Source organism: Pseudaestuariivita atlantica, assembly GCF_001205715.1.
GTDB lineage: Bacteria > Pseudomonadota > Alphaproteobacteria > Rhodobacterales > Rhodobacteraceae > Pseudaestuariivita > Pseudaestuariivita atlantica.
In genome coordinates, this window is record NZ_AQQZ01000008.1 from 159,758 (window position 1) to 185,338 (window position 25,581).

General features: G+C 66.9%; 23 protein-coding genes and 1 tRNA gene. 10 read left to right on the forward strand and 14 right to left on the reverse strand.

Translation table 11 applies throughout. The features are described from left to right. Positions 1 to 12 precede the first annotated feature (12 nt). The 10 genes from rpoD to ATO11_RS16680 form a co-directional block, all read right to left on the reverse strand. Positions 13 to 1,998: an RNA polymerase sigma factor RpoD gene (gene rpoD / locus ATO11_RS16635; protein WP_050532035.1), complete on the reverse strand. Its 1,986-nt coding sequence runs from the start codon at positions 1,996 to 1,998 to the stop codon at positions 13 to 15. A gap of 127 nt (positions 1,999 to 2,125) precedes the next feature. Continuing rightward, positions 2,126 to 4,069 (reverse strand): DNA primase, encoded by a 1,944-nt coding sequence (gene dnaG / locus ATO11_RS16640; protein WP_050532036.1) that lies wholly within the window; start codon positions 4,067 to 4,069, stop codon positions 2,126 to 2,128. Positions 4,070 to 4,132: 63 nt separating this feature from the next. Beyond that, on the reverse strand, positions 4,133 to 4,447 hold the full coding sequence (locus ATO11_RS16645; protein ID WP_050532037.1) for a hypothetical protein: 315 nt from the start codon (positions 4,445 to 4,447) through the stop codon (positions 4,133 to 4,135). Between the two features lie 53 nt (positions 4,448 to 4,500). Beyond that, positions 4,501 to 5,040, reverse strand: coding sequence for a sarcosine oxidase subunit gamma (locus ATO11_RS16650; RefSeq protein ID WP_050532038.1), 540 nt, complete (start codon positions 5,038 to 5,040; stop codon positions 4,501 to 4,503). Beyond that, entirely contained in the window at positions 5,033 to 7,960 is a 2,928-nt protein-coding gene (locus ATO11_RS16655) for a sarcosine oxidase subunit alpha family protein (protein ID WP_050532039.1), read from the reverse strand. Before ATO11_RS16655 ends, ATO11_RS16650 begins: the two co-directional genes overlap by 8 nt. Next, positions 7,947 to 8,225 (reverse strand): sarcosine oxidase subunit delta, encoded by a 279-nt coding sequence (locus tag ATO11_RS16660; RefSeq protein WP_050532040.1) that lies wholly within the window; start codon positions 8,223 to 8,225, stop codon positions 7,947 to 7,949. Before ATO11_RS16660 ends, ATO11_RS16655 begins: the two co-directional genes overlap by 14 nt. Next, a complete protein-coding gene (locus ATO11_RS21850) occupies positions 8,222 to 8,677 on the reverse strand; it encodes a hypothetical protein (protein WP_134643146.1) in 456 nt (151 codons plus the stop codon). Before ATO11_RS21850 ends, ATO11_RS16660 begins: the two co-directional genes overlap by 4 nt. Beyond that, positions 8,655 to 9,908 carry a sarcosine oxidase subunit beta family protein gene (locus tag ATO11_RS16670; protein ID WP_050532042.1) on the reverse strand — a complete coding sequence of 418 codons (1,254 nt, stop codon included), beginning with the start codon at positions 9,906 to 9,908 and terminating at the stop codon, positions 8,655 to 8,657. Before ATO11_RS16670 ends, ATO11_RS21850 begins: the two co-directional genes overlap by 23 nt. Positions 9,909 to 10,046: 138 nt before the next feature. After that, complete coding sequence (locus ATO11_RS16675) at positions 10,047 to 10,595, reverse strand: DUF6151 family protein (RefSeq protein WP_050532043.1); 549 nt, start codon at positions 10,593 to 10,595, stop codon at positions 10,047 to 10,049. Then, entirely contained in the window at positions 10,592 to 12,025 is a 1,434-nt protein-coding gene (locus ATO11_RS16680; RefSeq protein ID WP_050532044.1) for a Glu/Leu/Phe/Val family dehydrogenase, read from the reverse strand. Before ATO11_RS16680 ends, ATO11_RS16675 begins: the two co-directional genes overlap by 4 nt. 545 nt (positions 12,026 to 12,570) lie before the next feature. Between ATO11_RS16680 and ATO11_RS22210 the strand changes: the two genes are divergently transcribed. From ATO11_RS22210 to ATO11_RS16700, 4 genes are all read left to right on the forward strand, one after another. Next, the gene (locus ATO11_RS22210) at positions 12,571 to 13,119 is read left to right on the forward strand and encodes a TadE/TadG family type IV pilus assembly protein (protein WP_050532045.1); all 549 of its coding nucleotides are present in this window, start codon (positions 12,571 to 12,573) and stop codon (positions 13,117 to 13,119) included. A gap of 343 nt (positions 13,120 to 13,462) precedes the next feature. Continuing rightward, positions 13,463 to 14,899 (forward strand): TadE/TadG family type IV pilus assembly protein, encoded by a 1,437-nt coding sequence (locus tag ATO11_RS16690; protein ID WP_423212716.1) that lies wholly within the window; start codon positions 13,463 to 13,465, stop codon positions 14,897 to 14,899. Continuing rightward, positions 14,896 to 15,432: a TadE/TadG family type IV pilus assembly protein gene (locus ATO11_RS16695; RefSeq protein ID WP_050532046.1), complete on the forward strand. Its 537-nt coding sequence runs from the start codon at positions 14,896 to 14,898 to the stop codon at positions 15,430 to 15,432. The genes ATO11_RS16690 and ATO11_RS16695 overlap by 4 nt, the downstream gene beginning before the upstream one ends. A 5-nt stretch (positions 15,433 to 15,437) precedes the next feature. Continuing rightward, positions 15,438 to 15,995: a TadE/TadG family type IV pilus assembly protein gene (locus ATO11_RS16700; protein ID WP_134643148.1), complete on the forward strand. Its 558-nt coding sequence runs from the start codon at positions 15,438 to 15,440 to the stop codon at positions 15,993 to 15,995. A gap of 89 nt (positions 15,996 to 16,084) precedes the next feature. Here the strand turns inward: ATO11_RS16700 and ATO11_RS16705 are convergent, their stop codons facing one another. The 3 genes from ATO11_RS16705 to ATO11_RS16715 all read right to left on the reverse strand — a co-directional run bounded on the left by ATO11_RS16705 (position 16,085) and on the right by ATO11_RS16715 (position 18,879). After that, complete coding sequence (locus ATO11_RS16705) at positions 16,085 to 16,579, reverse strand: hypothetical protein (RefSeq protein ID WP_242601446.1); 495 nt, start codon at positions 16,577 to 16,579, stop codon at positions 16,085 to 16,087. A gap of 76 nt (positions 16,580 to 16,655) precedes the next feature. Beyond that, a complete protein-coding gene (locus ATO11_RS16710; RefSeq protein WP_050532048.1) occupies positions 16,656 to 17,603 on the reverse strand; it encodes an NAD(P)-dependent oxidoreductase in 948 nt (315 codons plus the stop codon). A gap of 82 nt (positions 17,604 to 17,685) precedes the next feature. Continuing rightward, positions 17,686 to 18,879: an exonuclease/endonuclease/phosphatase family protein gene (locus ATO11_RS16715; protein WP_050532049.1), complete on the reverse strand. Its 1,194-nt coding sequence runs from the start codon at positions 18,877 to 18,879 to the stop codon at positions 17,686 to 17,688. Between the two features lie 152 nt (positions 18,880 to 19,031). Between ATO11_RS16715 and ATO11_RS16720 the strand changes: the two genes are divergently transcribed. Next, entirely contained in the window at positions 19,032 to 19,943 is a 912-nt protein-coding gene (locus ATO11_RS16720) for a pirin family protein (RefSeq protein WP_050532110.1), read from the forward strand. An 83-nt stretch (positions 19,944 to 20,026) separates the two neighbouring features. On the opposite strand, the gene ATO11_RS16725 is transcribed toward ATO11_RS16720, so the two are convergent. After that, on the reverse strand, positions 20,027 to 20,626 hold the full coding sequence (locus tag ATO11_RS16725) for a TetR/AcrR family transcriptional regulator (RefSeq protein ID WP_050532050.1): 600 nt from the start codon (positions 20,624 to 20,626) through the stop codon (positions 20,027 to 20,029). A gap of 95 nt (positions 20,627 to 20,721) precedes the next feature. Between ATO11_RS16725 and ATO11_RS16730 the strand changes: the two genes are divergently transcribed. The 5 genes from ATO11_RS16730 to ATO11_RS16750 all read left to right on the forward strand — a co-directional run bounded on the left by ATO11_RS16730 (position 20,722) and on the right by ATO11_RS16750 (position 25,474). Continuing rightward, complete coding sequence (locus ATO11_RS16730) at positions 20,722 to 21,009, forward strand: hypothetical protein (protein WP_050532051.1); 288 nt, start codon at positions 20,722 to 20,724, stop codon at positions 21,007 to 21,009. A gap of 85 nt (positions 21,010 to 21,094) precedes the next feature. Next, on the forward strand, positions 21,095 to 22,381 hold the full coding sequence (locus ATO11_RS16735) for a homoserine dehydrogenase (RefSeq protein WP_050532052.1): 1,287 nt from the start codon (positions 21,095 to 21,097) through the stop codon (positions 22,379 to 22,381). A 132-nt stretch (positions 22,382 to 22,513) separates the two neighbouring features. Next, on the forward strand, positions 22,514 to 23,476 hold the full coding sequence (gene glpX, locus ATO11_RS16740) for a class II fructose-bisphosphatase (RefSeq protein ID WP_050532053.1): 963 nt from the start codon (positions 22,514 to 22,516) through the stop codon (positions 23,474 to 23,476). Between the two features lie 80 nt (positions 23,477 to 23,556). Further along, complete coding sequence (gene recJ / locus ATO11_RS16745) at positions 23,557 to 25,326, forward strand: single-stranded-DNA-specific exonuclease RecJ (protein ID WP_050532054.1); 1,770 nt, start codon at positions 23,557 to 23,559, stop codon at positions 25,324 to 25,326. A gap of 73 nt (positions 25,327 to 25,399) precedes the next feature. After that, positions 25,400 to 25,474, forward strand: a tRNA-Glu gene (locus ATO11_RS16750). The last annotated feature ends 107 nt before the right edge of the window (positions 25,475 to 25,581 follow it).

Below are 25,581 nucleotides of genomic sequence, written 5' to 3' on the forward strand. Positions count from 1 at the left end.
TATGGGTTCGCCTTACTGGTCGAGGAACGAGCGCAGCTTGCGCGACCGCGAGGGGTGCTTGAGCTTGCGCAGGGCTTTCGCCTCGATCTGGCGGATGCGTTCGCGGGTGACCGAGAATTGCTGGCCGACCTCTTCGAGCGTGTGGTCGGTGTTCATCCCGATGCCAAAGCGCATCCGCAGCACGCGTTCCTCGCGCGGGGTGAGCGATGACAGCACGCGCGTCGTGGTTTCCTTCAGGTTCTCCTGAATGGCACTGTCCAAAGGCAGGACGGCGTTCTTGTCCTCGATGAAATCGCCCAGCTGGCTGTCTTCCTCGTCGCCGATGGGCGTCTCAAGGGAGATCGGCTCCTTGGCGATCTTCATCACCTTGCGGACCTTCTCCAACGGCATCTGCAGCTTGTCGGCCAGTTCTTCCGGCGTCGGCTCGCGGCCGATCTCGTGCAGCATCTGGCGGCCGGTACGGACCAGCTTGTTGATCGTCTCGATCATGTGGACGGGGATACGGATCGTGCGGGCCTGGTCGGCGATCGACCGGGTGATCGCCTGGCGGATCCACCACGTCGCGTAGGTCGAGAACTTGTAACCCCGGCGGTATTCGAATTTGTCCACCGCCTTCATCAGGCCGATATTGCCTTCCTGGATCAGGTCGAGGAATTGCAGCCCGCGGTTGGTGTATTTCTTGGCGATGGAGATCACGAGGCGCAGGTTCGCCTCGACCATTTCCTTCTTGGCCTGCCGCGCTTCCTTTTCGCCCTTCTGGACCTGCTGGACGATGCGGCGGAATTCGGTGATGTCGACGCCGACATACTGGCCGACCTGTGCCATGTCGCCGCGCAGGTCCTCGACCTTGTCGGCCGAGCGTTCCATGAACATCTGCCAGCCGCGGCCCGATTTCTTGGCCATGTCGTCCAGCCAGTTCGGGTCAAGCTCGCGCCCGCGATATTCGTCAACAAATTCCTTGCGGTTGATGCGGGCCTGATCGGCCAGCTTCACGATGGACGAGTCGATCTGCATGATCCGGCGGTTGATGCCGTAAAGCTGGTCGATCAGCGCCTCGATCCGGTTGTTGTGGAGGTGAAGCTCGTTCACCAGTTCCACGATTTCCGACCGCAGCGCCTGGTAGGCGTCTTCCTGTTTCGACGAAAAGCTGCCGTCCTCGTTCAGGGTCGCGCTGATGCGGCTGTCCTGCATTTCGGCCAGCTTGCCGTAATCCTCGGCGATGCGGTCGAGCGTTTCGAGGACCTGCGGCTTGAGCGCGGCCTCCATCGCGGCGAGCGACATGTTCGCCTGCTCGTCATCGTCGTCATCGTCGTCCTTGGCGATGGGATTGCCGTCGGCATCCAGTTCCTGCTCTTCCGACTTGGCGGCGGGCTGGGCGGCGCCGTTGGCCGACGGAACGACCGGCTCCTCGACCTCGCCATCCTCGCCCATCTGGCCCGAGAAGGTGGTTTCAAGGTCGATCACGTCGCGCAGCAGGATGTCTTCGGACAGAAGTTCGTCGCGCCAGATGGTGATCGCCTGGAAGGTCAGCGGGCTTTCGCACAGCCCCGCGATCATCGTGTTGCGGCCCGCCTCGATACGTTTCGCAATCGCGATCTCGCCCTCGCGGCTGAGCAGTTCGACGCTGCCCATCTCGCGCAGGTACATGCGCACCGGGTCGTCGGTGCGGTCGAGCTTTTCCGTCTCGCCCGACGACAGCGCGACTTCCTTGTTCTGCGCCGTGGTGGTGAGTTCGGTGGAGCCCTTGTCCTCGTCCTCGGCCTCCTCGTCATCCTCGGTGACCTGGATGCCCATCTCCGACAGCATCGACATCACGTCCTCGATCTGGTCGGAGGACACCTGGTCGGGCGGCAGAACGGTGTTCAGCTGGTCGTAGGTGATGTAGCCACGCTCGCGCGCCTCGGCGATCATCTTCTTGACCGCCGCCTGGCTCATGTCGAGCGAGATTTCATTGTCCTGGTCGTCGGTCTTGCGGTCGTCGTTGTCTTTGGGGGCCATCGGCGGTGCTCCTCGAGTGGACCGGGGTCTGGGACCTGCGTCGCGAATCACCACGAATCATTAGGGTCCGCAACTGATTCGGCCAGCGGTATATGCTCAAATTGTCAGAGAATCCTTGCCAGTCGTGCTATTTTCGACGCTTTTCAAAGGATATCTTCTCCATCAGGGCATCCAGCGCGGCACGTTCGTCACGATTGATTCGCGCGCCGTTGTCGCCGGTATCGTATTCGGTCGTGTCGGTCTGCTGGCTGCGCATCGCGCGGTCGCGGGCCTCGGCGGCCTGGGCAAGGCGCCATGTCAGCGTCTCGTCCGGGGTGCCGGTGAGATCCTCGACCGCTTCGGCCAGTTCCAGCGCGTGCCCCCGTGCCGCGTCGAGCTTCGCCAGTTCCTCCGCCAGTGTCGCGCGGGCGAGGTCGGTGTTTTGCGGATCGCGCAGCGAGGGGGTGATGGCGACGTGGGTGTTCGACATCAGCGTTTCAAGGGCTTCGGCCCCGACCTCGCCCGCGACCGCTTCGCGCAGGTCCACCGCCCCGGCATGGCGCAGAAGCGCGTCGCGCAACGCGCGGTGATCGCCGTCCGACGGCTCGATCGTCTCCAGCGCACCTTCGAACTCGTCAAGGATGTCGGGACAGGTCAGGCAGGTGGCGAGGATCACCGCCACCCGCATCCGTTCCGGCGCTTCGGCATCCGCCACCAGCGCCGAGGCCCGCGTCGGCGCGACGGGCACGATGGGTCGGTTCCTCGCGAATCCGGGGGCGAGGCCGGGGCGCGCGCCCGCAGGGCGTGCGGGCCGGAAGAGCTGCCACCGCATCTCCTTGATATCCTGCCCGTAATGCGACCGGATCGACGGGTCGCGGATCAGCTTGATCCGGTCGCGCAGCGCCCGGTCGAGCGCCGCCTTGCGTTCGGGGCTGTCGAATACCTGCCCCTCGGTCTCGCGCTGCCACAACAGCCGCACCATCGGCATCGCCGCGTCGAGCCGCTCCTGCAGCGCCCCCGCCCCCGAGGCACGGATCAGGTCGTCCGGGTCCTGCCCTTCGGGCATCAGGGCAAAGCGCAGCGATTGCCCGGCCTCCAGAAGCGGCAGGGCGAGGTCGATCACGCGGTAGGCGGCGCGCAAACCCGCCGTGTCGCCATCCAGCGCCACCACCGGCTCGGGCGCGACGCGCCACAGCATCGCCAGCTGGTGTTCGGTCACCGCCGTGCCCAGCGGGGCCACCGCCGCGCCGAACCCCGCCTGCACCAGCGCGATCACGTCCATGTAGCCTTCGGCCACGATCAGCGGCTGGCCCTTGCCCGCCGCTTCCCGCGCGGGGCCGTGGTTGTAAAGCGTGCGAGACTTGTCGAACAGCTCGGTTTCCGGCGAGTTCAGGTACTTCGCCCCGTCATTGGGATCCATCGCCCGCCCGCCGAAGGCGATGCAGCGCCCGCGCGGATCGCGGATTGGGAACATGATGCGGTTGCGAAAGGTGTCATAGGGCTTGCCGCCCTTCTGCGAGGGCTTGGCCAGCCCCGCGCCGAGGATCAGGTCATCCTCGACCCCCTTGCCCTTCAGGTGATCCCACAGCACCTGCCAGCCTTCCGGGGCAAAGCCGATCTCGAACCGGTCGGCGGCCTCGCCGTCGAGCCCCCGGCCCTTCAGGTAGTCCCGCGCCGCCGCCCCCACGCCCTGCCGCAGGGACAGGCGATAGAACTGCACCGCCCGTTCCATCACCTCGGCCAGCTGGCTGCGGCGGTCGGCCTTTTCCTGCGCGCGGGGGTCGCGGGCGGGCATCTGCATCCCGGCCTCGCCCGCAAGGATCTCGATGGCTTCGATGAAGCTCACATTCTCGGTCTCGCGCACGAACGAGATGGCGTCGCCCTTCGCGTGGCAGCCGAAGCAATAGTAATACCCCTTGCGGTCATCCACGTGGAACGAGGCGGTCTTTTCCTGGTGGAACGGGCACGGCGCCCACAGATCGCCCTTGGCCTGGTTGGATTTGCGCTGGTCCCACATGACCTTGCGCCCCACCACCTGTCCGATGGACAGGCGCGTGCGCAATTCATCCAGGAATCCGGGTGGCAGGCTCATGGGCGCAAGTATCGCGCGGCGGGGGCCGGAAGGAAAGCCGGGTCGCGCGTCGGCGGGGCCGGATCAGCCCGACGCCTGCTCGACGCAGGCCGAGGCATAGGTCGCGCCCACATCCGCCGACAGCTGCGCCTCGGGCAGGCCATAGACGAAATCGACCAGCAGCGGCACCGCGCCCTTGAAGCGTTCGAGGTCACCCGTCAGCCCGCGCGAAATCTGGCGGGTGGCGGCGCGGGGGCGTTTGCCGGCGGTGCGGGCCATCACCGCCTCTTGCGTGATCTTGCCGAAGGTCTCGCAATCCGCGGCCTTCAACTCCTGCGCGGCGGCCGGCAGCGCGGGCAGAAGAAGGGCGAGGCAGACGAGGGTGGAGCGGAGGGTCATGGCGGTATCCCGTTGCAGCTTGGTTGCCGCAGACATAGCCGCCGCGCCGCGATTCATCCACCCCGCCGTGCCGCGACACCGCGCACCGCGTCGGCAAGTTCATGCCAGAAGGTCCCGGCCATCGACCGGAAGGTCATCACCGCGAAGCGATCCTCGCCCGTGCGGATGAACGCCGCGGGCATGTGCCCCAACTCGCTCCGCGCCGCCGCCCCCACCGGAAAGGCCGTGGGCCGCAGGTCAAGCGGCGTGAGCCGCGCCAGCACCTCCCGCGCCGCCGGCCCGTCCAGCGTCGCCGCGACCCAACCATCCGATTGGTCGGTCACCGCCGCAAGGCCGCTAAGGTCGGCCTCCACCGCCGCGCCCGAGACAAGCCACGCCTCCTTCCCGAACCACGTGATGCGCCGGTCGCCGTCCTGCACGGACCGGCCCGGCGCGGGCAGTTCGGCGCCAAGCGCCGCGCCGACCGCGTCTTCCTTGCCCCGGAACGGCAGGATCAGCGTCAGCGGCCCAAGCCCCGCGACCATCAGCGTCACACCGGGCGCCTGAAGCGGGCTGACACCTGCCAGCGGGTCGGTAAGGTCGAGGTCAATCACGCAGGCGTCCTCCCTCGGGGTCGAAGGCCACGGGCGGGACGACCTCGCACAGGATGGTCTCTCCCCTGACATGATCAACCACGCTGATCCGTTCGCCCATCCGGTCGGGGCCGCGTTTCAGGAAGGCCAGCGCCCGGCTTTCGCCCAGCGCGGGGCAATACCCGACCGAGGTGACATAACCCTGGTCGTTCACGCGCACGGGATCGGCCCCTTCCTCGAACAGGTGCGCGCCGCCGACCATGGGCAATTCGCCGCCGCTGACGGGGCGCAGCCCCACAAGCCGTTCGCGCGCGGGTTCCATCAGGCCGGGGCGTTCCGACATCGTCTTGCCCACGCAATCCTTCTTGCCGCTGACCATCCCCTGCATCCCGATGTCAAAGGCGGTGACGCGGCCGTGGATCTCGGCATGGGTGATGAACCCCTTCTCGATCCGGAGGACGTTCAGCGCCTCCATCCCGTAGGCCCCGCCGCCCATCTCTTCGGCCTTTGCGACAAGCGCGTCGAACAACGCCGCGCCGTAGCGGGCGGGCAGCGCGATCTCGTAGGCGTGCTCGCCCGAGAAAGAGATGCGGAACAGCCGCCCGGCGATCCCGCCGACCGCGACGGGGCCGCAGCCCATGAACGGCAGGTCGACGGGCGCGTCGCAGACCGCGTCGAGCAGCTCTTTCGCGCGCGGCCCCGCCACGGCGAATTGCGCCCATTGCTCGGTCACCGAAGCGAAGCGCAACTCCAGATCGGGCCGCAGGCATTGCGCCACGACATCGAGGTGCTGCATCACCTGCCCCGCCGCCGCCGTCGTCGTCGTCATCACGTAGTGATCGGGACCAAGCCGCGCGGTGGTGCCGTCGTCCATGACGTGCCCATCCTCGCGCAGCATCAGGCCATACCGCACGCGGCCCTCCTTCAGCGTGGAGAACGTGTTGGTGTAGACGAAATCGAGGAACGCGGCAGCGTCCGGCCCCTGAATGTCGATCTTGCCGAGGGTGGAGACGTCACAGACGCCCACGGTGTCGCGCACCATCGCGGCCTCGCGGTCGCAGGCCTCGCGCCACGTGGTCTCGCCTTCACGCGGGAAATAGGAAGGGCGGTACCACAGCCCTGCCTCGATCATGGGCGCCCCGGCGGCAATGCTGGCGGCGTGCGAGGTGGTGTGGCGTTCCGGCGCAAATCCCTTCCCCTGCCCGCCCGCGCCCAACGCGGCGATGCTGACAGGCGTATAAGGCGGGCGGAAGGTGGTGGTGCCGGTCTCCTCGATGCCGCGCCCGGTCGCATCGGCGAGGATCGCCAGCGCCTGCACGTTCGATCCCTTGCCCTGGTCCGTCGCCATGCCCTGCGTGGTGTAGCGTTTCATGTGCTCGACGGAGGAGAAGTTCTCCCGCGCGGCCTGCTTCACGTCCTTCACGGTCACATCGTTCTGCAGGTCGAGCCATGCGCGCCCCTTGCCCGGCACGGTCCAGAGCGGGGAGATGTCATAGGTGCCGTCTTCGGCCTCGGGCACGTCGGCCTGTGGCACGGTCTTTCCCATCTCCTCGACCAGCCGGGCGGCTATGCCGCGCCCGTCGGCGAGGCAGGCCTGCGTGGAAAACCGCCCCCGCGCCGCTCCTGCGGGGAAAAGCCCCGGCACCGCGCCGTCGGGCGGGACGAAGGCGGCGAGCCCCGCATCCCAGACGGGCCGCGCGCCCATGTGGCAGGTGAGGTGCATCGCCGGGTTCCAGCCACCTGTCACGGCAAGGCAGTCGGCGGCCACCCGCACCACGCCGCTGGCGCGGCGCACCGCGACCTCGCGGACGCGGCGCCGGCCCGCCACGTCCTCCACCCGCGCGCCTTCGTACACCGGACAATTGAGCGTCTCTCCCACACCCTCGCGGGCATCGGCCACGCAGGCGACCTCCACCCCCGCCGCCATCAGGTCGCGGGCAGTGCGGTAGATATCGGCGGTATTGCCGAAGACCGCGACCTTGCGACCGGGCGAGACGGCATAGCGGTTGAGGTAGGTGCGTAGCGCGCCCGCCGTCATCACGCCGGGGCGGTCATTGTTGCGGAGCGCGATCTGGCGTTCGAGCGCGCCGGTCGCCAGCACCGCGCGCCGCGCCGTGATCCGCCAGAAACATTCGCGCGGCAGGTCGGGCGCGGGCGCGGCGACGTGGCCCGACACCCGTTCCAGCGCGCCGTAGGTGCCCCCGTCATAAGCCCCGGTCACGGTGGTGCGCGGCATCAGGCGGACATTGGGCATCGCGCCCAGTTCGGCCAGCACCTCCGCCACCCAAAGGTGGCCCGGCTGGCCACCCACCTCTTCCCGTTCGCCCAGCAGACGCCCGCCCATGCGCGCGTCTTCATCCGCGAGGATCACGTCAAGCCCGGCACGCCCCGCCGTGAGCGCCGCCATCAGCCCCGTTGGCCCCGCACCGATCACCAGCAGGTCGCAATGGGCGAACGCCTTTTCATAGCGTTCGTCATTGGCCTCCCACGACAGGGCCCCAAGGCCCGCGGCGCGGCGGATCAGCGGCTCGTAGACGTTTTCCCAGAAGGATTTCGGCCACATGAACGTCTTGTAATAGAACCCCGCGCCGAGGAAGGGCGCGGCGAGGTCGTTGAGCGACAGCAGGTCAAAGGCGAGCGAGGGCCAGCGGTTCTGGCTGACCGCCTTCAGTCCCTCGTAAACCTCCTGCATTGTGGCGCGGGTGTTGGGCACGGCGGCGGCACCCCGGCCCACGGTCATCAGCGCATTGGGTTCATCCGAACCGGCGGTCACGATGCCGCGCGGGCGGTGGTACTTGAACGACCGCCCCACCACGCGCACGTCACTGGCCATCAGCGCCGAGGCAAGCGTGTCACCCGCAAAGCCCGAATACCCGACCCCGTCGAAGGAAAAGCGCAGCTTGTGGCCGCGATTGATCAGCCCGCCCTTATCCAGCCGCATCGCGGGCCTCCGCATCCTCGGCCAGCGTCGCGCCGAAGACCTCGTGCGTGACGGTATCGCGGTCGACGACGATCCACGCGCCGCATCCGGCGGAATGGTACCACAGGTCGCGCGTGCGGCCTGCGGGGTTGTCGCGCAGGTGGACGTAGTCGTCCCATTCCGCGTCGTCCGCGTCCGGGTCGGGGCGGTTCAGGGCCAGCGCGTGGCCCTTGTAATAGAACTCGCGCCGGTCGCGCTCGCCGCAGATCGGACAGGGCAGTCTCATCGCATGGCCTCGCATGTCTGAGCGTCAACCCGGTTCAGGCGGCATCGGACGCGTCCCTGATCGGCGAAGGTGACGGCAGGATCGGCCCAGACCACGTCTTGTTCGGGCGCGTTGCGGACAAACCGCATCAGGTCTCGCACGATCTGGGCCGGGTTCGCGGCGAGGTGCGCGTTGTCGTAGGTGCGGGAGAAGCAGCCGTGGGGGACTTGTGCGGCGGCTGGGGTGGCAATCGCACACCCGACGAGCAACGCGCCCAGACGCGGAATCAAGGCCGCAGGCCGCCGCGTCATCGACGGGCCGCCCCCACGGCACGTCGATTTGGCTGGGCCTGGTGCATCGCCGGGGCGGAGTTCGGACTTGGCGACCATCAAGCGCGACAGCCGATCTGTCGGATCGACGCACCGCGGCCCGTCGATGCCGCTCTGGCTCCTAGTGAAGGTTGTGCTGGGCACCTGTCCCCTCCTCGTCCATCAGGCCACGGCCCGTGCGGAACCGGTCGAGCCGGAAGGCGGCGGCGCTGTCATGCGGCTGGCCCGTCGCCATCAGGTGCGCCAGCGCGTATCCCGATCCCGGCACCGCCTTGAACCCGCCGTAACACCAGCCCGCGTTGATGTAATACCCCTCGATCCCCGAGTGATCGATGATGGGCGATCCGTCGGGCGTCATGTCCATGATCCCGCCCCACGACCGCAACACGCGGGCCTTGCCGATCACGGGCATCAGGGTCATCGCGGCCTCCATCACGTGCTCTTTCATCGGCAGGTTGCCGCGTTGCGCGTAGGAGGCGTAGAAATCGATGTCGCCGCCAAAGACCAGCCCGCCCTTGTCGGACTGGCTGATATAGAAATGCCCCATCCCGAAAGAGATCACGTGGTCGATGCAGGGTTTCAGCCCCTCGGTCACGAAGGCCTGCAAGACGGTGGATTCGATCGGCAGCCGCATCCCCGCCATCGCCGCCACCTGTGACGACCGACCCGCCACCACCTGCGCCACCTTCCCGGCGCGGATCGGGCCACGCGTCGTCTGCACGCCGGTCACGCGGCCATTCTCGATGTCGATGCCGGTCACTTCGCATTGCTGGATCAGGTCGACGCCCCGGTCCGACGCGCCCCGCGCATATCCCCACGCCACCGCGTCATGCCGCGCCGACCCGGCCCGGCGCTGCATCAGCCCGCCGTAGATCGGGAAGCGCGTGTTGTCGAAATCGAGATAGGGGATCTCTTCGCGCACCTTCTCGGCGCTCCAAAGCTCCGCATCATCTCCCTGGTTCACGATGGCATTGCCGCGCCGGGCATAAGCGTCACGCTGACCGTCGGAATGGCACAGCATCAGCTGCCCGCGTTGCGACAGCATGACGTTGTAGTTCAGGTCCTGCTCCAGCCCCTCCCACAGCTTGAGCGAGTGGGAATAGAACTGCGAGTTGCCTTCGAGGAAATAGTTGGCCCGCACGATGGTCGTGTTCCGGCCCACGTTGCCGCCACCGAGATACCCACGCTCCAGCACCGCGACATTGGTGATGCCGTGGTTCTTGGCGAGGTAATAGGCCGTCGACAACCCGTGCCCGCCGCCGCCGATGATGATGACGTCGTATTCGCGCTTCGGTTCGGGCGAGCGCCAATGCGGCCCCCAACCGGCATTGCCGGTCAGGCCTTCCTTCAGGATTCGCAGCGCGGAAAAGCGCATCGGGTGCCTCCCTCGACCGGTATCCGGACTCAGCCGGTCGGTCAGAGGTTAGCAACGTCTGGACACTCCTGCCCAGAGCAAAAACGCCTCAATCGGTAAAGCGCGCGCGGTCTGCCTTCGACATGACCCGCGGCTCGGTCACCGGTGCGCCGTCGCGGTAGAAGGGCGTGCGCCGTCGCGGTAGAAGGGCGTGCGCCGGGACCGGCCCGTGACATGGCCCCAGAGGCTGGAAAACAGGAGCCGGATCATCAGCCGTTTCACACCGCGGTTGCGGGTGGGCGCGTCATGGCCCGGCAGCGCGCCCTTCGCGCCGTAGATCAGCCGCACCGGACCAAGCACCGAGGGGTCGGGCAGCGACGCCGCCGTGACCCCCGCCATCGGCGCCCAGCCCGGAACATGCGAGGCGACGGGCGTGTTGCAACAAGCGGTCGACCACCTCTCGAGCCCCTTGGGCGACAGCCGCGTGCAGACCAGTGCCGAGGTGTCGCCGGTCACCTCCATGTGACCCGGCTGGGTGATGAACAGGCGCAGGCCGCCGCCCGGCACCAGCTGGTCACCGATCCCGAGCGACCGCGCCCATGCGCGGCAATCGCGGCAATAGCAGATCGTGTGCGTGCCCGACCGCGCCCCTGCCGCGTCGACGGACCAGCGGACCGTGCCGCAGGCGCAGGCGAAATCGAGGCTCACAGACCCTTCGACTTGTAAGCCTGCGCCACCCGGCCGATCGCCACGATGAACCCGGCGGTGCGCAGATCGTCGACGTCGTCGCGCGCGCGCCAGACCTCGCGCATCGACTGGTACGAGGCGCGCATCGTGTCGTCGAGGCCCGACCGCACCAGTTCCAGCTCTCCCGCGCCGCGCAGGTACTTCTCCTTGAAGTTGGGCGTCATCGACCATTTGTCGCCAAGGTGGTCCGACAGGCGTTCAAGCTCGGCCACGATCAGTTCGTGCCGCGCCTCTTCCTGCCGCCGCTGCATCCGGCCGAACCGGATATGGCTGAGGTTCTTGACCCATTCGAAATAGGACACCGTCACGCCGCCCGCATTGGCATAAAGGTCGGGGATGATGACGACGCCCTTCTTGCGCAGGATCTCGTCCGCGCCGAAGGTGACCGGGCCGTTCGCGGCCTCGATGATCAGCTTGGCCTTGATGTTCTGGGCGTTCTTCTTGTGGATCGCGCCTTCCATCGCGGCGGGGATCAGGATGTCGCAGGTCTCTTCGAGAACCTTGGCGCCGTTTTCGACATAGGTGGCGTCGGGGTAGCCTTTCACGCCGCCATGCTTGGCCATCCACGCCTGCACCGCGTCGACGTTCAGCCCGCCCGCGTCGGTCAGCGCGCCGTCACGTTCGATGATCCCGATGATCTTGCAGCCGTCCTCTTCGGACAGGAACTTGGCCGCGTGGTAGCCCACGTTGCCGAGGCCCTGCACGATCACGGTCTTGCCGTCGAGCTTGCCATCCAGCCCGGCGGTTTCGACATCGTCGCGGTGGCGGAAGAATTCCCGCAAGGCGTATTGCACGCCGCGGCCCGTCGCCTCCGTCCGGCCCTGGATGCCGCCGGCATGCGGCGGCTTGCCGGTGACGCAGGCGGCGGCGTTGATGTCGCTGGTGTTCATGCGGCGGTACTGGTCGGCGATCCACGCCATTTCCCGCTCGCCCGTGCCCATGTCGGGCGCGGGCACGTTCTGGGCCGGGTCGATCAGGTCGCGCTTGGCCAGTTCGTAGGCAAAGCGCCGGGTGACGCTTTCCATCTCCTGCTCGGTATATTCGCGGGGGTCGATGCACAGCCCGCCCTTGGACCCGCCAAACGGCGTTTCCACCAGCGCGCATTTATAGGTCATCAGCGCCGCCAGCGCCTCCACCTCGTCCTGGTTGACGCCCAGCGAGAAGCGGATACCGCCCTTGACCGGCTCCATGTGTTCGGAATGCACCGACCGGTAGCCGGTGAAGGTATGGATCTGCCCGCGCAGCCGCACGCCGAAGCGCACCGTGTAGGTCGAGTTGCAGACCCGTATCTTGTCTTCCAGCCCCGGCGGCAGATCCATCAACGCCACTGCGCGGTTGAACATCAGGTCAACGCTTTTGCGGAAACTCGGCTCTTGGTCGGAGCTGGACATGGGGCTCTCCTGGTTAAATGCGGCAGAGGATCAATCGAGTCGTTTCCAAGTCTACGCATGCGCGCAGGCAAAGCGCGACCAATTTCTAGGCAAAATGGAAATCCGCGCGATTCGGCGGTTTGGCCGCCGGAACGGCCGCCAGACGGCGTCCGGACCAGGGCCGAAACGGCGATTGTCGCAGGGCCGTGAACAGTCGCGGCAATCCCCGCCAAGTGTCAACCAAACCAATGATATTTCAACACTTTTCGGGCCAAGTTGCCGCAATTTTGCCCCAAATGGCCGTCACATGCCTTGTTGTGACGAAACTTGGGCAAAGACGGGCCGAAATCGCGCCCCTGCCCCGAAGGAGTTCAGATGCTCACACACTTCCTGCAGCGACTCGTCGAAGGGCACCGCGCCGTCATGGCACCTGTCCACGCGACCCGTCGCGTTTCGTCATCCAAGGCTTCCGATCGCGCGCCCGGCCTTCTGGGCGTGCGACCGGTGTCGCGCGGGGGCGCTGGCGGTTCCACCTTCGGGCGGACCATTCGAGACATGAGGTTCCCATGACCCACTTCTCTTTCCTTGCAAGGTTCCGGAACGACGAACGCGGCAACATGACGGTCGAGGCCGTGATCCTGCTGCCGATCCTGATCGTGATGTTCATCGCGATGTTCGTGCTGTTCGATTACTTCCGCGCCCATTCGGTGGCCGGCAAGACGGCCTACACGGTCGGCGACATGATCAGCCGCGAGACCGACTACATCACGCCGGGCTACATGGACGGGGCGATGAACCTCGTCACCTTCATGAACGGCACCGACGCGGCCACCGCCGGGTTGCGGGTCACCGTCATCGGCTATGACGGACCCAACGACGCGCTGACGCTGGAATGGTCGTGGACCGAGGGCACGGGCTATGCGCCGTTGAACGAGGCGCAGGTGAATGCGCTGCGCGACCAGATCCCCGATATGCCGTCCGGCCAGCAGATTATCCTGGTCGAAACGAAATCGGTCTATGACCCGATCGTGGACCTGGGATTGTCCGACGCCCCGATCGAGACGTTCGTGGCCACCATGCCCCGGTTCGCCCCTCAGGTTCAGTGGCAGGGCTGACGGCGCCGCGACGGCCCTGACGCACGGGCCCGCGCCCCGGCCGATACGGCCGGGGCTTTTTCGCCGGGGTCCCTGTCCCGGCACCACTCCGAACCGCGACACGGACGAGTCGCGACTCGGATTGCCATCCTAAAGCGCCTTTTGAGTACGCATTTCCGCCCATTGTCGCGGCAGCCTGACCAATGCAGGCCCACAAGCCCGGATTGTCCGCAAAATCCCAAAAATAATGAGAATTTTCAACGCTTAAGGCCCAACTTACGCCGCATTTGACCGACATAAACGCAGCTACACAAAAGGGGTGTGTTGGGGTGCTCGCCCGCCATTGGCGGACCGTAGAAGGAATGTGACATTGAAACGCTTGGGAACAGACACGCAGACCCGCGTGGCACGGGCCAAGCCCAACTATGTGGACTGGTTCCGCATGGTTCGCTTTGCTCGCGACGAAGACGGGGCACTCTCGATCTTCTCGCTGTTCATGTTCTTCATGATCTTGATGGCCGGCGGTGTCGGCGTCGACCTCATGATGAACGAAATGAAACGCACCAAACTCCAGCACACGCTGGACCGGGCCGTGCTGGCTGCAGCCGACCTGGACCAGACGCTTGAACCGACGGCAGTGGTCAACGACTACTTCGCCAAGGCTGGCATGGGCAACTACCTGCAGAGTGTTGACGTCGATACCGGCCTCAACTTCAAGGAAGTGTCCGCGACCGCTGAAACGGTGACCGACACGATCTTCATGAACCTGCTCGGCATCAACAGCCTGTCGGCCCCGGCCTCCGGCACCGCCGAAGAGCGGATCGGCAACGTCGAGATCTCGATGGTGCTCGACATCTCCGGCTCGATGGGCTGGAACAACAAGATCGCCAACCTGCGCAACGCGGGCCAGACCTTCGTGAACACGGTCATCAAGCCGGAAACCGAAGACCTGATCTCGATCTCGATCGTGCCCTACACCGCGCAGGTGAATGCGGGCCCGTTGATCTACGACAAGCTCAACGTGAACCACAAACACAACTACTCGCACTGTCTCGAGTGGAACTCGGGCGAATTCGACGATACCGAAATCGACCTGAGCCGCACGTGGGAGCAGGGCCAGCACTTCGAATCCTCGTCGAACTATCCGGGCACCATCCAGAACCCCGGTTGCCCGAAGCGGTCCTATGAACGCATCACGTCGTTCAGCCAGAACGCCTCGGCCCTGAACAGCCAGATCTCGTCGCTGCGCGCCCGCGCAAACACGTCGATCCACCTGGGCATGAAGTGGGGGACGGCGATGCTCGACCCGACATTCCGCCCGATCGTGTCGCAACTGATCGCGGAAGGCGAAGTGGACTCGGAATTCTCGGGCCGTCCGGCGGACTATACCGACCCGGAAACGCTGAAGACCATCATCCTGATGACGGACGGTCAGAACGTGACCACGCGCCGGATCAAGGAATGGGCCTACAACGCGTCGAACGAGTACTACCACTGGTCGCGCTACCCGCTGTGGTACTACCTGAACAACTACGTTCCGTCGTACCAGCACAGCAACTTCTACTTCACGAAGTACACGCCGAGCCAGGGTGATACCTACCTCGACCAGACGTGTGACGCTGCCAAGGCCGCCGGGATCGTGGTGTGGTCCATCGGCTTCGAAACCGGCGAACACGGATCGGACGTGATGGAACAATGCGCCTCGTCGCCCGCACACTTCTTCGAAGTGGAAGGCTCCGAGATCGTAGATGCCTTCCAGTCGATCGCGCGCCAAATCAACCAGCTGAGGCTGATCCAATGACACAGAAACTCTTCTCCCGCCTGCGCCGCCACATGGCGCAGGAACAGGGCTCCATGACGGTGGAATTCGCCATCTGGTTCCCTCTCTTCATGGTGATCCTGCTCGCCTCTGTCGAACTGGGCGTGGTCACGGTCCGCCACACGATGCTGGAACGCTCGCTTGACATGACTGTCCGCGACATCCGGCTGGGGACCGGCACCGCTCCGCAGCACGACCAGATCAAGGACCAGATCTGCGAGAACATCGCACTGGTGCCGGATTGCCAGGAAAACCTGCGGCTCGAGATGATGCAGCGCGACCTGCGCGCATGGACCTCCATCGACGGCAACGCGGATTGCACCGACCAGTCGGCACCCGTCGCACCGGTGCGCCAGTTCTCGAACGGGCTGGACAACGAGCTGATGGTGCTGCGCGCCTGCCTGAAGTTCACGCCTTTCTTCCCGACCACCGCGCTGGGCGAGTCGATGGCGAAGGACGCGAACGGTGACGTGGGGCTTATTGCAACCTCTGCCTTCGTGCAGGAACCTCGGTGATCGACATGACAAGCAAACTGAACACGCTTTTCGCACGCTTCCGCAAGGACGAGGAAGCCAACCTGTCGGTCGAAGCGATCATCCTCCTGCCTGTCCTTCTGTGGGCGTTCATGGCGATGTTCATCTTCTTCGACAACTTCCGCTCCCACTCGGTGGCGCAGAAGGCGGCCTACACGATCGGGGACATGATCAGCCGGGAAACCGACTACATCGACCCGACCTACATGACCAACGCCTACAAGCTGCTGCAATTCCTGTCGGAATCCGAAGCAGCCGACACCTCGCTGCGGGTCACGGTGGTCAAGTACAACGCCAACAAGGACCGCTATCAGCGCGTCTGGTCGAAAAAGAAGGGCGCCGGTTACGAACCCCTGAACAACACGCAGGTGAAGAAGCTCGCAAACAAGCTGCCCAACATGGTGCACAACGAGCAACTGATCCTGGTGGAGACCAAGACGCGGTACGACTCGGTGTCCGATATCGGCCTGCTGGGCGACGAGGTGGAAACCTTCGTGTTCACCCGCCCGCGCTTTGCACCGCAGGTGATGTGGAACGCAGGCTGACCGGCCCGCACCCACACGACCCTGTCACAGACACGCCCCGTCCGATCAGCCGATCGGGCGGGGTTTTCCTTTGTCCGCCGGCCCGGCTGTCAGCGCGTGTCGGCGTCCGCCCGTTCGGCCAGCCGGATCGAGATGAGATCGGCCATCGCCTTGGCCTGCGCGGCCGCCGTGACGCCGCCCACGCCGATGCGCCGGCCAAGCTGCCAGAAAAGGCCGGGCCGCCACGCCCGCGCGCCCGGTGACTTCAGGGTCAGCATGAAACCGTTCGACGGCTTGAAGGCGAGCATCCCGCGATCGACCCGGTCCATGTCCTCCCACCCCGCAAGGCACTTGCCGTCGGGATCGAACAGCCCGTCCGTGGTCAGCGCCAGCCGGCCCTCGGTCGCGCGCCACATCCGCACCGCGCCGAACAGCGCCGCAACGCCCCCGACCAGTAAAAGCAACAGCAGCGACAGCGTCGCGGGCGGCGTGTTAAAGGCGGTCCACAACAGCACCACGCCCAGCGACGCCAACACGCCCACGCCCAGCATCCGGCGCGGCGTCGATGCCGCGACCTCTGCCAGAAGCTCTCCCGATATGGCCATGTGCCCTCCCCCGGTCTGCCGCGCCGCTTTACTTCACGCCGCGATGCTTGGCGAGGGCGAATGGCGCGGACACCGGTCAGCCGCGGTTGGGGATGACCTCGTATCCCGGCTCTTCCGGTTCGTCATCGACCATCTCGGGCGGGAAGCCCGGCGCGGTGACGGTGACGCCCGCGCGTTCCTCGAGCCGCTTGATGATGTTGGGCGACAATTCCCGCGGGCCGTATTTCGCGATCCCGTCCTTGAAGATGTCGATCAGCAGCGGCGACAGTTCCAGCGCGACGCCCGCCTTGTCGGCCACCTCCTGGAACAGCCCGATATCCTTCGCCACAAGGTCCATCGTAAACGAGATGTCGCGCGACCCGTTCAGGATCACCTGGCTTTCGGTTTCGTGCACGAAGGAGGTGCCGGACGAGATCTTGATCGCCTCGTAACTGGTGTTGAGGTCCATGCCCGCCGCCTTGCAGACGGTCAGCGCCTCGGCGCAGCTGACAAGGTTCGCGGTGGCGAGGTAGTTGGTCACCACCTTCAGGACCGACGCGCTGCCCAGATCGCCGGTATGCAGCACCCGCCGGCCCAGCGTCGTCAGAAGCGGCAGGATGCGGTCGAACGTCGCCCGGTCGCAGCCCGCGAAGATCGAGATGTTGCCGGTATCCGCCCGGTGGCACCCGCCCGAAACCGGGCAATCGACCGCCGCGCCCCCCGCCGCGATCACCGCCTGACCAAGGCGCTTGACCTCGTCCGCATCGGTCGTCGACATCTCCATCCAGATCTTGCCGGGGCCGACATGGGGCAGCATCTGCGCCATCACCGCGTCGGAGGCGGCGGGCGACGGCAGGCAGGTGATGACCGCGTCGCAGGTCTGCATCAGCGTTGCCGGATCGGTGCCGTCCCGCGCGCCTTTTGCCACGAAGGCCGCGACAAGACCCGCGTCCAGATCGTGCACGGCCACGTCCTGCCCGTTCCGCACAAGGCTGCCCGCCAGCTTGCCGCCGACATTGCCCAGCCCGATAAACCCGATTTTCATGGTGCTCTCCCTCACACGTGCAAGGGGACGCTGGCCCGGCGCCCGCGCGCCGGTCAAGCTTGTTTGCGACCTTGTGCCGCGTTCAGTCGACCGAGAAATCCGCTTGCCCCGCAACCGGGCGCGGCAAGCGGACCCAGATGGGCATGTGGTCGCTCAGGTCGTGTTCGAACCGCTCGTAATCGGGGGCGCCACCGGACGTGAACCCGGCCTCCCCGATCAGGCGCGCGAAATCGAACATGCCGTAATCGAACCCGTCCGCGCCATGCGTTCCCCGCGTCTCGTTGTGCCGCCCGCGCGGCAGGCGCGTATCCTCGCTGATCCACGCGATGTGGTCGAAGGTCTCGGTGCCGCGCGCATTGGTGAAAAAGGCCCCGTCGAGGAACGGGAAATTGACCTTGGCGCGCAGGTCCTTCTCGCGGTTGATCGAGGTCATGTATTCCGCGAACGCCGCGCGGCGCTTGTCCACGTTCGACTGGAAATCGAGGTTCAGGTCCGCCATCAGCAGGAAACTGATCCCGCCGGGCGTGACCGTCTTCTTGCTGTCGATCAGCAGCCATTCCAGCAGGGCAAAGAACTCCTGCTCGCGCTCGCGCTTGCTTTTGCCGGACACCAGATGCGCGTTCACGCAATAGAACCGGTAGGCCCCGTCGGGACCGGGGATCACGAATTCCACGAGGTGCGGCGTGCGGATGAACTGCACGAAGCGTTGCAGCTTGGCCCCGGCGATCCGCGTCTGCCCGGTCAGCCACGCCGTGATCTGCGCCATCAGCCCGTCTTCGCCCGCCTTCTCGATCTGCGCGCTCACGACCTTGCGCAAGGCCTCGTTGCTGTTGTCCATCACCGCGCGCCGGTCGAACGACAGATCCGAGGCGAGGTTGCCCAGCTGCACCCGGTCCCCGCGATAAAGGTAGGCCGCGCGCTCCGACATGCCCTCGTATCCCGGCGCGCGGCCCGTGACGTCGCTGTAAAGGATGCGCCAGTCCTGCCCGCCCGCCGCCAGCGCGTCGCGCAGGGCGTAAAGGCTCGCCGTGTCGGTCTGCACCTCCTGGATCGCCAAGAGGTCGCAGCGCTCGGCAAAGCGTTCGATCATGGCCGTGGCACCGGGGCTTTTCGCCGGGCTGCCGTCGTCCCGCGTGAGCCTGCCGAACTTGCGGATGTTCCACGAGGCCAGCACGACCGATCCGTCGCGCCGCTCGGGCAGGCCATATCCGGCCGGGTCGCCGTCAAGCTGCGTGGTGATCTGCGCCCATTCGGCGTCGTCAAAGTCCTGGGCCATGGGGCACCTTGAAATGAAATCCGTTGAATATCGCAACCATAGCACGAAACTCTGTGCATTTCTGCACAAAATCGGCGGGCAGCGGCACAGGACGCGGCATTGCTGTGCGCAGGTGCGCGGCTTATCTGTTGGGCAACGAAAGGAGGCACATCATGTCCCTCAGACCCACGATCGAGACCCGCCGCGCCATGCCGCACATGGAAGGCGCCGGCGTGCACCTGCACCGCGCCTTCGGCTTCCAGGATCCGTCCGAACTGGACCCGTTCCTGCTGTTCGACGATTTCCGCAACGAACGGCCCGAGGATTTCCTGAAAGGCTTCCCCTGGCACCCGCATCGCGGGATCGAGACGATCACCTACGTGCTGAACGGCACCGTCGAACACGGCGACAGCCTCGGCAATTCCGGCACGCTGGGCGCGGGCGACGTGCAATGGATGACCGCCGGATCGGGCATCCTCCACCAGGAGATGCCCAAGGGCAACGCCAAGGGCCAGATGCACGGCTTCCAGCTGTGGGCGAACCTGCCCGGCAGCCTCAAGATGACCGCGCCGCGCTACCAGGACGTGGAAGGCAAGGACATCCCCGAGATCATCGACGACGACGGCACCCGCGTGAAGGTGATCGTCGGCTCGTTCTGGGGCAAGACCGGCCCGGTCGACGGGATCGCCGCCGATCCGCAATACCTCGACATTTTCGTGCCCGCGGGGGTGCGCAAGACGTTCCGGATCGACACCTACCGCCGCGCCTTCGCCTATATCTTCGACGGGGCAGGCAAGTTCGCCGATGCGTCGGACCCGCAAGGCGTGCTGCTGGAAAAGGAAGTGGCGGGACAGGAGGTCAACATCCGCGACCTCAGCGGCAACCGCACGCTGGTGCGCTTCGGCACGGGTGACGAGGTGACGGTGCAGGCGGGGCCCGACGGCATCCGGTTCCTGCTGATCTCGGGCGCGCCGATCCAGGAGCCGGTGGCGTGGCACGGGCCGATCGTGATGAACACGCGGGCCGAACTGGAACAGGCGTTCCGCGACTTGCGCAACGGCACGTTCATCCAGCCCGCGCACTGACCTTTCGGGGGGGGTCGGCTGGCGAGCAGCCGACCTACTTGGGGCGATGGGATGTAGGTCGGCTGCTCGCCAGCCGACTCCCTTCATCCCCCCTCGGCGCCGCGCACCATGCGGCAGACGAGGGCGAGGTAGATCTCTTCCACCTCCGCCTGCGCCAGCCGCCCGCCTTCGCGGTACCACGTCGTGATCTCGGTCAGCATCGCGATAATGGCCAGCGTCGTCAGCTTGGTGTCGCGCACGTCGAACACCGAGGTGCCGTTGCCCGAGCGCAGGATCGTTTCAAGGTGGGTTTCGTAATCGCGGCGCAGCGCCTCGATCACAGTGAAGTTCTCGGGCGACAGGTTCCGCAGCTCCATGTAGGCGATGAAGACGGCGTCGTGGCGCGGCAGGTGGAACCGGATGTGGAACCGCACGAAATGGCGCAGCGCGGCGCAGGGATCGTCGGGCACGTCCTCGGCGGCATAGGTCGACAGCAGCTCGTCCATATGCGCGCGCATCAGCGCCACCAGCAGCGACTGCTTGTCGGGCGTGTAGTTGTAAAGCGCCCCCGCCTGCACGCCCACCTCGCCCGCGATCTGGCGCATCGACACGGCGGCATAGCCGTGGCGCGCGAAAAGCGCCTGCGCTGCCGCGTGAATGCGCGGACCGGTCACGTCCGAAAAGCTGCCTTGCGTACGGGCCATGCACCGTTGGTATCTGAACAGGTGTTCAAATCAAGCCCCGACTTGCACGGCGCGCGCCCTTCCGGCAAGACGGGGGCATCTGGAAAGGATGCCCGATGCGTCGCGCCGCCCTGCGCATGTTGCTGTTGCCCGCCGCCCTCGCGGCCTGTTCCCAGTTTCCCGAACTGGACGCGGCGGTCGATCCCGGCATCTATGACCGCGACTTCCCGGCGCTTCTGCCGATCGACACGTTGATCGCCTCGCCCGCGCGGCTGGTCACGCCCGACCTCGAAGGCCAGGTCCTGAGCCGCGTCGCGGCCCTGCGCGCGCGCGCGGCGCGGCTCGGCGGCCCGGTGGTCGACGCCGCGACCAAGCGGCGGATGGCGCGCGGCGTGCGCCCCTGACTCCGCCACCCGATTGCGCGGTTGCGCCACCCTGCCCCGCGGGATAGACCGCCCGGCATCCACTGCGCCTACCGGGAGACCAGACATGACCGAACCGTTGAGACTGGGCATTGCCGGTCTGGGCACCGTGGGCGTGGGCGTGGTGCGGATCCTGCGCCAGAAGGCCGCCCTGATCACCGAACGGACGGGCCGCGAGATCGCGATCAGCGCCGTGTCGGCCCGGTCGCGCGGCAAGGATCGCGGCGTGTCGATTGCCGATTACGCGTGGGAGGACGATCCCGTCGCGCTTGCCACGCGCGACGATGTCGATGTCTTCGTCGAGTTGATGGGGGGCGAGGACGGCCCGGCCAAGGCCGCGACCGAAGCCGCGCTCGCCGCGGGCAAGGACGTGGTTACCGCCAACAAGGCGCTGCTGGCCCATCACGGCCAGCCGCTCGCCGAAGTCGCCGAGGCCGCGGGCGCCGTGTTGCGGTTCGAAGCCGCCGTCGCGGGCGGCATCCCCGTCATCAAGGCCCTGACCGAAGGGCTGGCGGGCAACGACATCACCCGCGTGATGGGCGTGATGAACGGCACCTGCAACTACATCCTGACGCGGATGGAGGATGCGGGCCTCACCTATGACGAGGCCTTCGCCGAGGCCGACGGGCTGGGCTACCTCGAAGCCGATCCCAACCTCGACGTGGGCGGGATCGACGCGGGCCACAAGCTCGCGCTGCTGGCCGCCATCGCCTACGGCACGCGCGTGGCCTTCGACGCGGTCGAATTGCAGGGCATCGGCTCGGTCACGATCGAGGACATCCGCGCCGCCGCCGACATGGGCTACAAGATCAAGCTGCTGGGCGTCTGCCAGATGACGGGCCGGGGGCTGGAACAGCGCATGACGCCCTGCCTTGTCCCCGCCGCCTCTCCGCTCGGCCAGCTGACCGGCGGCACGAACATGGTGGTGATCGAAGGCGACCACGTGGGCCAGATCGTGCTGCGCGGTGCGGGCGCGGGCGAAGGGCCGACCGCCTCGGCCGTGCTGTCGGACATCGTCGACATCGCCCGCGGCACCCGCCTGCCCACCTTCGGCAAGCCCGCCGCCGCGCTGACGCAGGCGACACCCGCCAAATCCGTCGCCCCCGCGCCGTTCTACGTGCGCCTTGCGCTGCACGACAAACCCGGCGCGCTCGCCAAGGTCGCCACCGCGCTCGGAGAGGCGGGCGTGTCCATCGACCGGATGCGCCAGTACGGCCACGAGGACCCGGTCGCCCCCGTCCTGATCGTCACGCACAAAGCCGCGCCCGACGCGCTCGAAAAGGCTCTGTCGGCCATGGCAGCGCTCGACGTGGTGGACGGGATGCCCGTCGCGCTCAGGATCGAAACGGTCTGAAAACCGGCACCCGGCGGCATCGCGCCACGGTTTAGCGCTAACCCCACGGGTGAGGCGCCGGCCCGCCTTGAACGCGGGTATCCGGGCCGATACACCGCTTGCACGGCGCCCGTTTCGACAAAGGACCATCCGATGCCCACCAAGACCGATTTCAACGACCGCATGTTGTCCCTGGGCCTCGCCCGCGTCGCGGAACAGGCGGCCATCGCCTCGGCCCAGTGGATCGGGCGCGGAGACGAGAAGGCCGCCGACCAGGCCGCCGTGAACGCCATGCGGGACGAGCTGAACAAGCTCGACATCACCGGCGTCGTGGTCATCGGCGAAGGCGAACGCGACGAGGCTCCGATGCTGTTCATCGGCGAAGAGGTCGGATCGGGCACCGGCCCCGGCGTCGACATCGCGCTCGACCCGCTGGAAGGCACCACGCTGACCGCCAAGGACATGCCGAACGCGCTGACCGTGATCGCCATGGGCCCGCGCGGATCGATGCTGCACGCGCCCGACGTCTACATGGAAAAGCTGGCCATCGGCCCCGGCTTCAAGACCGGCGTGGTGACGCTGACCATGTCGCCCTCCGAACGCGTCTCGGCCCTGGCGGCGGCCAAGGGATGTTCGACCAACGACATCACCGTCTGCGTGCTGGAACGCCCCCGCCACGAGGACATGATCGAGGAATTGCGCGGCACCGGCTGCGCCATCCGCCTGATCACCGACGGTGACGTGGCCGGCGTCATGCACTGCGCCGAACCCGACCAGACCGGCATCGACATGTACATGGGATCGGGCGGCGCCCCCGAAGGCGTGCTGGCCGCCGCCGCGCTGAAATGCATGGGCGGGCAGTTCTTCGGCAAGCTTCTCTTCCGCAACGACGACGAACGCGGCCGCGCCCAGAAAGCCGGCATCACCAATTTCGACCGCGTCTATACCCGCGACGACCTGGTGACGCAGGACGTGATCTTCGCCGCAACCGGCGTGACCTCGGGCTCGCTCCTGCCGGGGATCAAGCGCGAGGTCGGGCACCTCACGACCGAGACGATCCTGATGCGGTCCAAGACCGGATCGGTCCGCCGCATGGTCTATCGCAACCCGACCTGACGCCCCCGCCGCACAGAAAGCTGTGCACAACTTGTGGTGGGCGCTTGGCGGTACGGCCCAACATCCTGTAGGCTTGAGGGATGAACAAGGCCATGCCGCATCCACCCGCCTTCCTCGGGATCGAAACCTCGCTGACCGGGCGCCGCTGGGTCGGCCCCGGCGTCGCGGTCGAACGCGCGGCGGCGGCGCTGGCGCAAACCGCGCGGCTCTCCCCGGCCCTGTCGCTTGTGCTCGCGCGGCTGGGGGTCGCGCCCGACGCGGCGGCTTCCTACCTCGATCCGAAACTGCGCGACCTGATGCCCGACCCGCGCGACCTGCGCGACATGGGACAGGCGGGCGCGCGCATGGTGGCCGCCGTCACCGCGCGCGAGCGCATCGCGATCTTCGCCGATTACGACGTGGATGGCGGCACCTCCGCCGCGCTGCTGGTCACGTGGTTGCGCCATTTCGGGCTGACGGCGACGCTTTATGTCCCCGACCGGATCGACGAGGGCTATGGCCCCAACGTCCCCGCGATGGAGGCGCTGGCGGCAGAGCATGACCTGATCATCTGCGTCGATTGCGGCACGCTCAGCCATGACGCGCTGGCGGCGGCAAAGGGCGCGGACGTTATCGTGCTCGACCACCACCTCGGCGGGGAGACGCTGCCCCCCGCACTTGCCGTGGTGAACCCCAACCGGCAGGACGAAACCGGCGACCTCGCGCATCTCTGCGCGGCGGGCGTCGTCTTTCTGGCGTTGGTCGAATGCGGACGGCAATTGCGCGCGGCGGGCAATGCGGGCCCCGACCTGATGGCGATGCTCGACCTCGTGGCGCTGGGAACGGTCGCGGATGTCGCGCCTCTGATCGGCGTGAACCGCGCCTTCGTGCGGCAGGGGCTGAAGATCATGGCGCGGCGGGAACGGCCCGGCCTCGTGGCGCTGGCCGATGCCGCCCGGCTCGATTGCGCGCCCGCCGCCTACCACCTCGGCTACGTGCTTGGCCCGCGCGTGAACGCGGGCGGGCGCGTGGGCCGGGCGGACCTTGGCGCGCGGCTCCTGTCCACCACCGACCCGGCCGAGGCCGCGGCACTGGCCGACCGGCTGGAAGAGGTGAACACCGAACGCCGCGAGATCGAGGCGCGCGTGCGCGACGCCGCACTGGCGCAGGCCGAAGAGCGCGGCATGGATGGCCCGCTGGTCTGGGCGGCGGGCGATGGCTGGCATCCCGGCGTGGTGGGGATCGTGGCCTCGCGCCTCAAGGAACACGCCAACCGCCCCGCCATCGTGATCGGCTTCGACGGGGACGCGGGCAAGGGCTCGGGCCGGTCGGTCGCGGGCGTGGACCTTGGCGCCGCGATCCAGCGGCTGGCCCGCGAGGGCCTGATCGAGAAGGGCGGCGGGCACAAGATGGCGGCGGGCCTGTCGCTGTCCCGCGCGCAACTGCCTGCCGCGATGGAACGCCTGTCCGAACTGCTGGCAGCACAGGGCGCCGACCGGCTTGGCCCGCGCGACCTCGTGCTGGACGGCACGCTGATGCCCAATGCGGCCACGGTGGACCTCGTCAAGGACCTCGACCGCGCGGGGCCATACGGGGCCGGCGCGCCCGCGCCCCGCTTTGCCCTGCCCGATTGCCGCGTCCTGCACGCGCGCGAAGTAGGCTCCGGGCACCTGAAACTGTCCCTCGGCGACGGGCTGGGCGCGCGGATCGACGCGATCGCCTTCGGCGCGTTCGACGGCCCGATGGGCGCGGCGCTGTCGGGTCACGGCGGGGCGCGGTTCCACGTCGCCGGGCGGCTGGAGATCAACACCTGGCAAGGCCGCCAAAGCCCGCAACTGGCCCTTCTGGACGCCGCCCCGGCCAGCCCTTGATCGCCGCGCACCGCGGCACATTTTCCACTTGCAGAGCGCGGGCGGTTTGCCTAAACCCGCCCCACCACAGCGTGGCCCGTTCGTCTATCGGTTAGGACGCCAGGTTTTCAACCTGGAAAGAGGGGTTCGATTCCCCTACGGGCTGCCACTTCTTCCTGCAAGGCAATGAAAATAAATAGTTAAATGGCGCTCCACGTAAGCGTTTCACCTCATTTTAAACACAATGGCGCAGAGAGGCATAGCAACGATTACCTC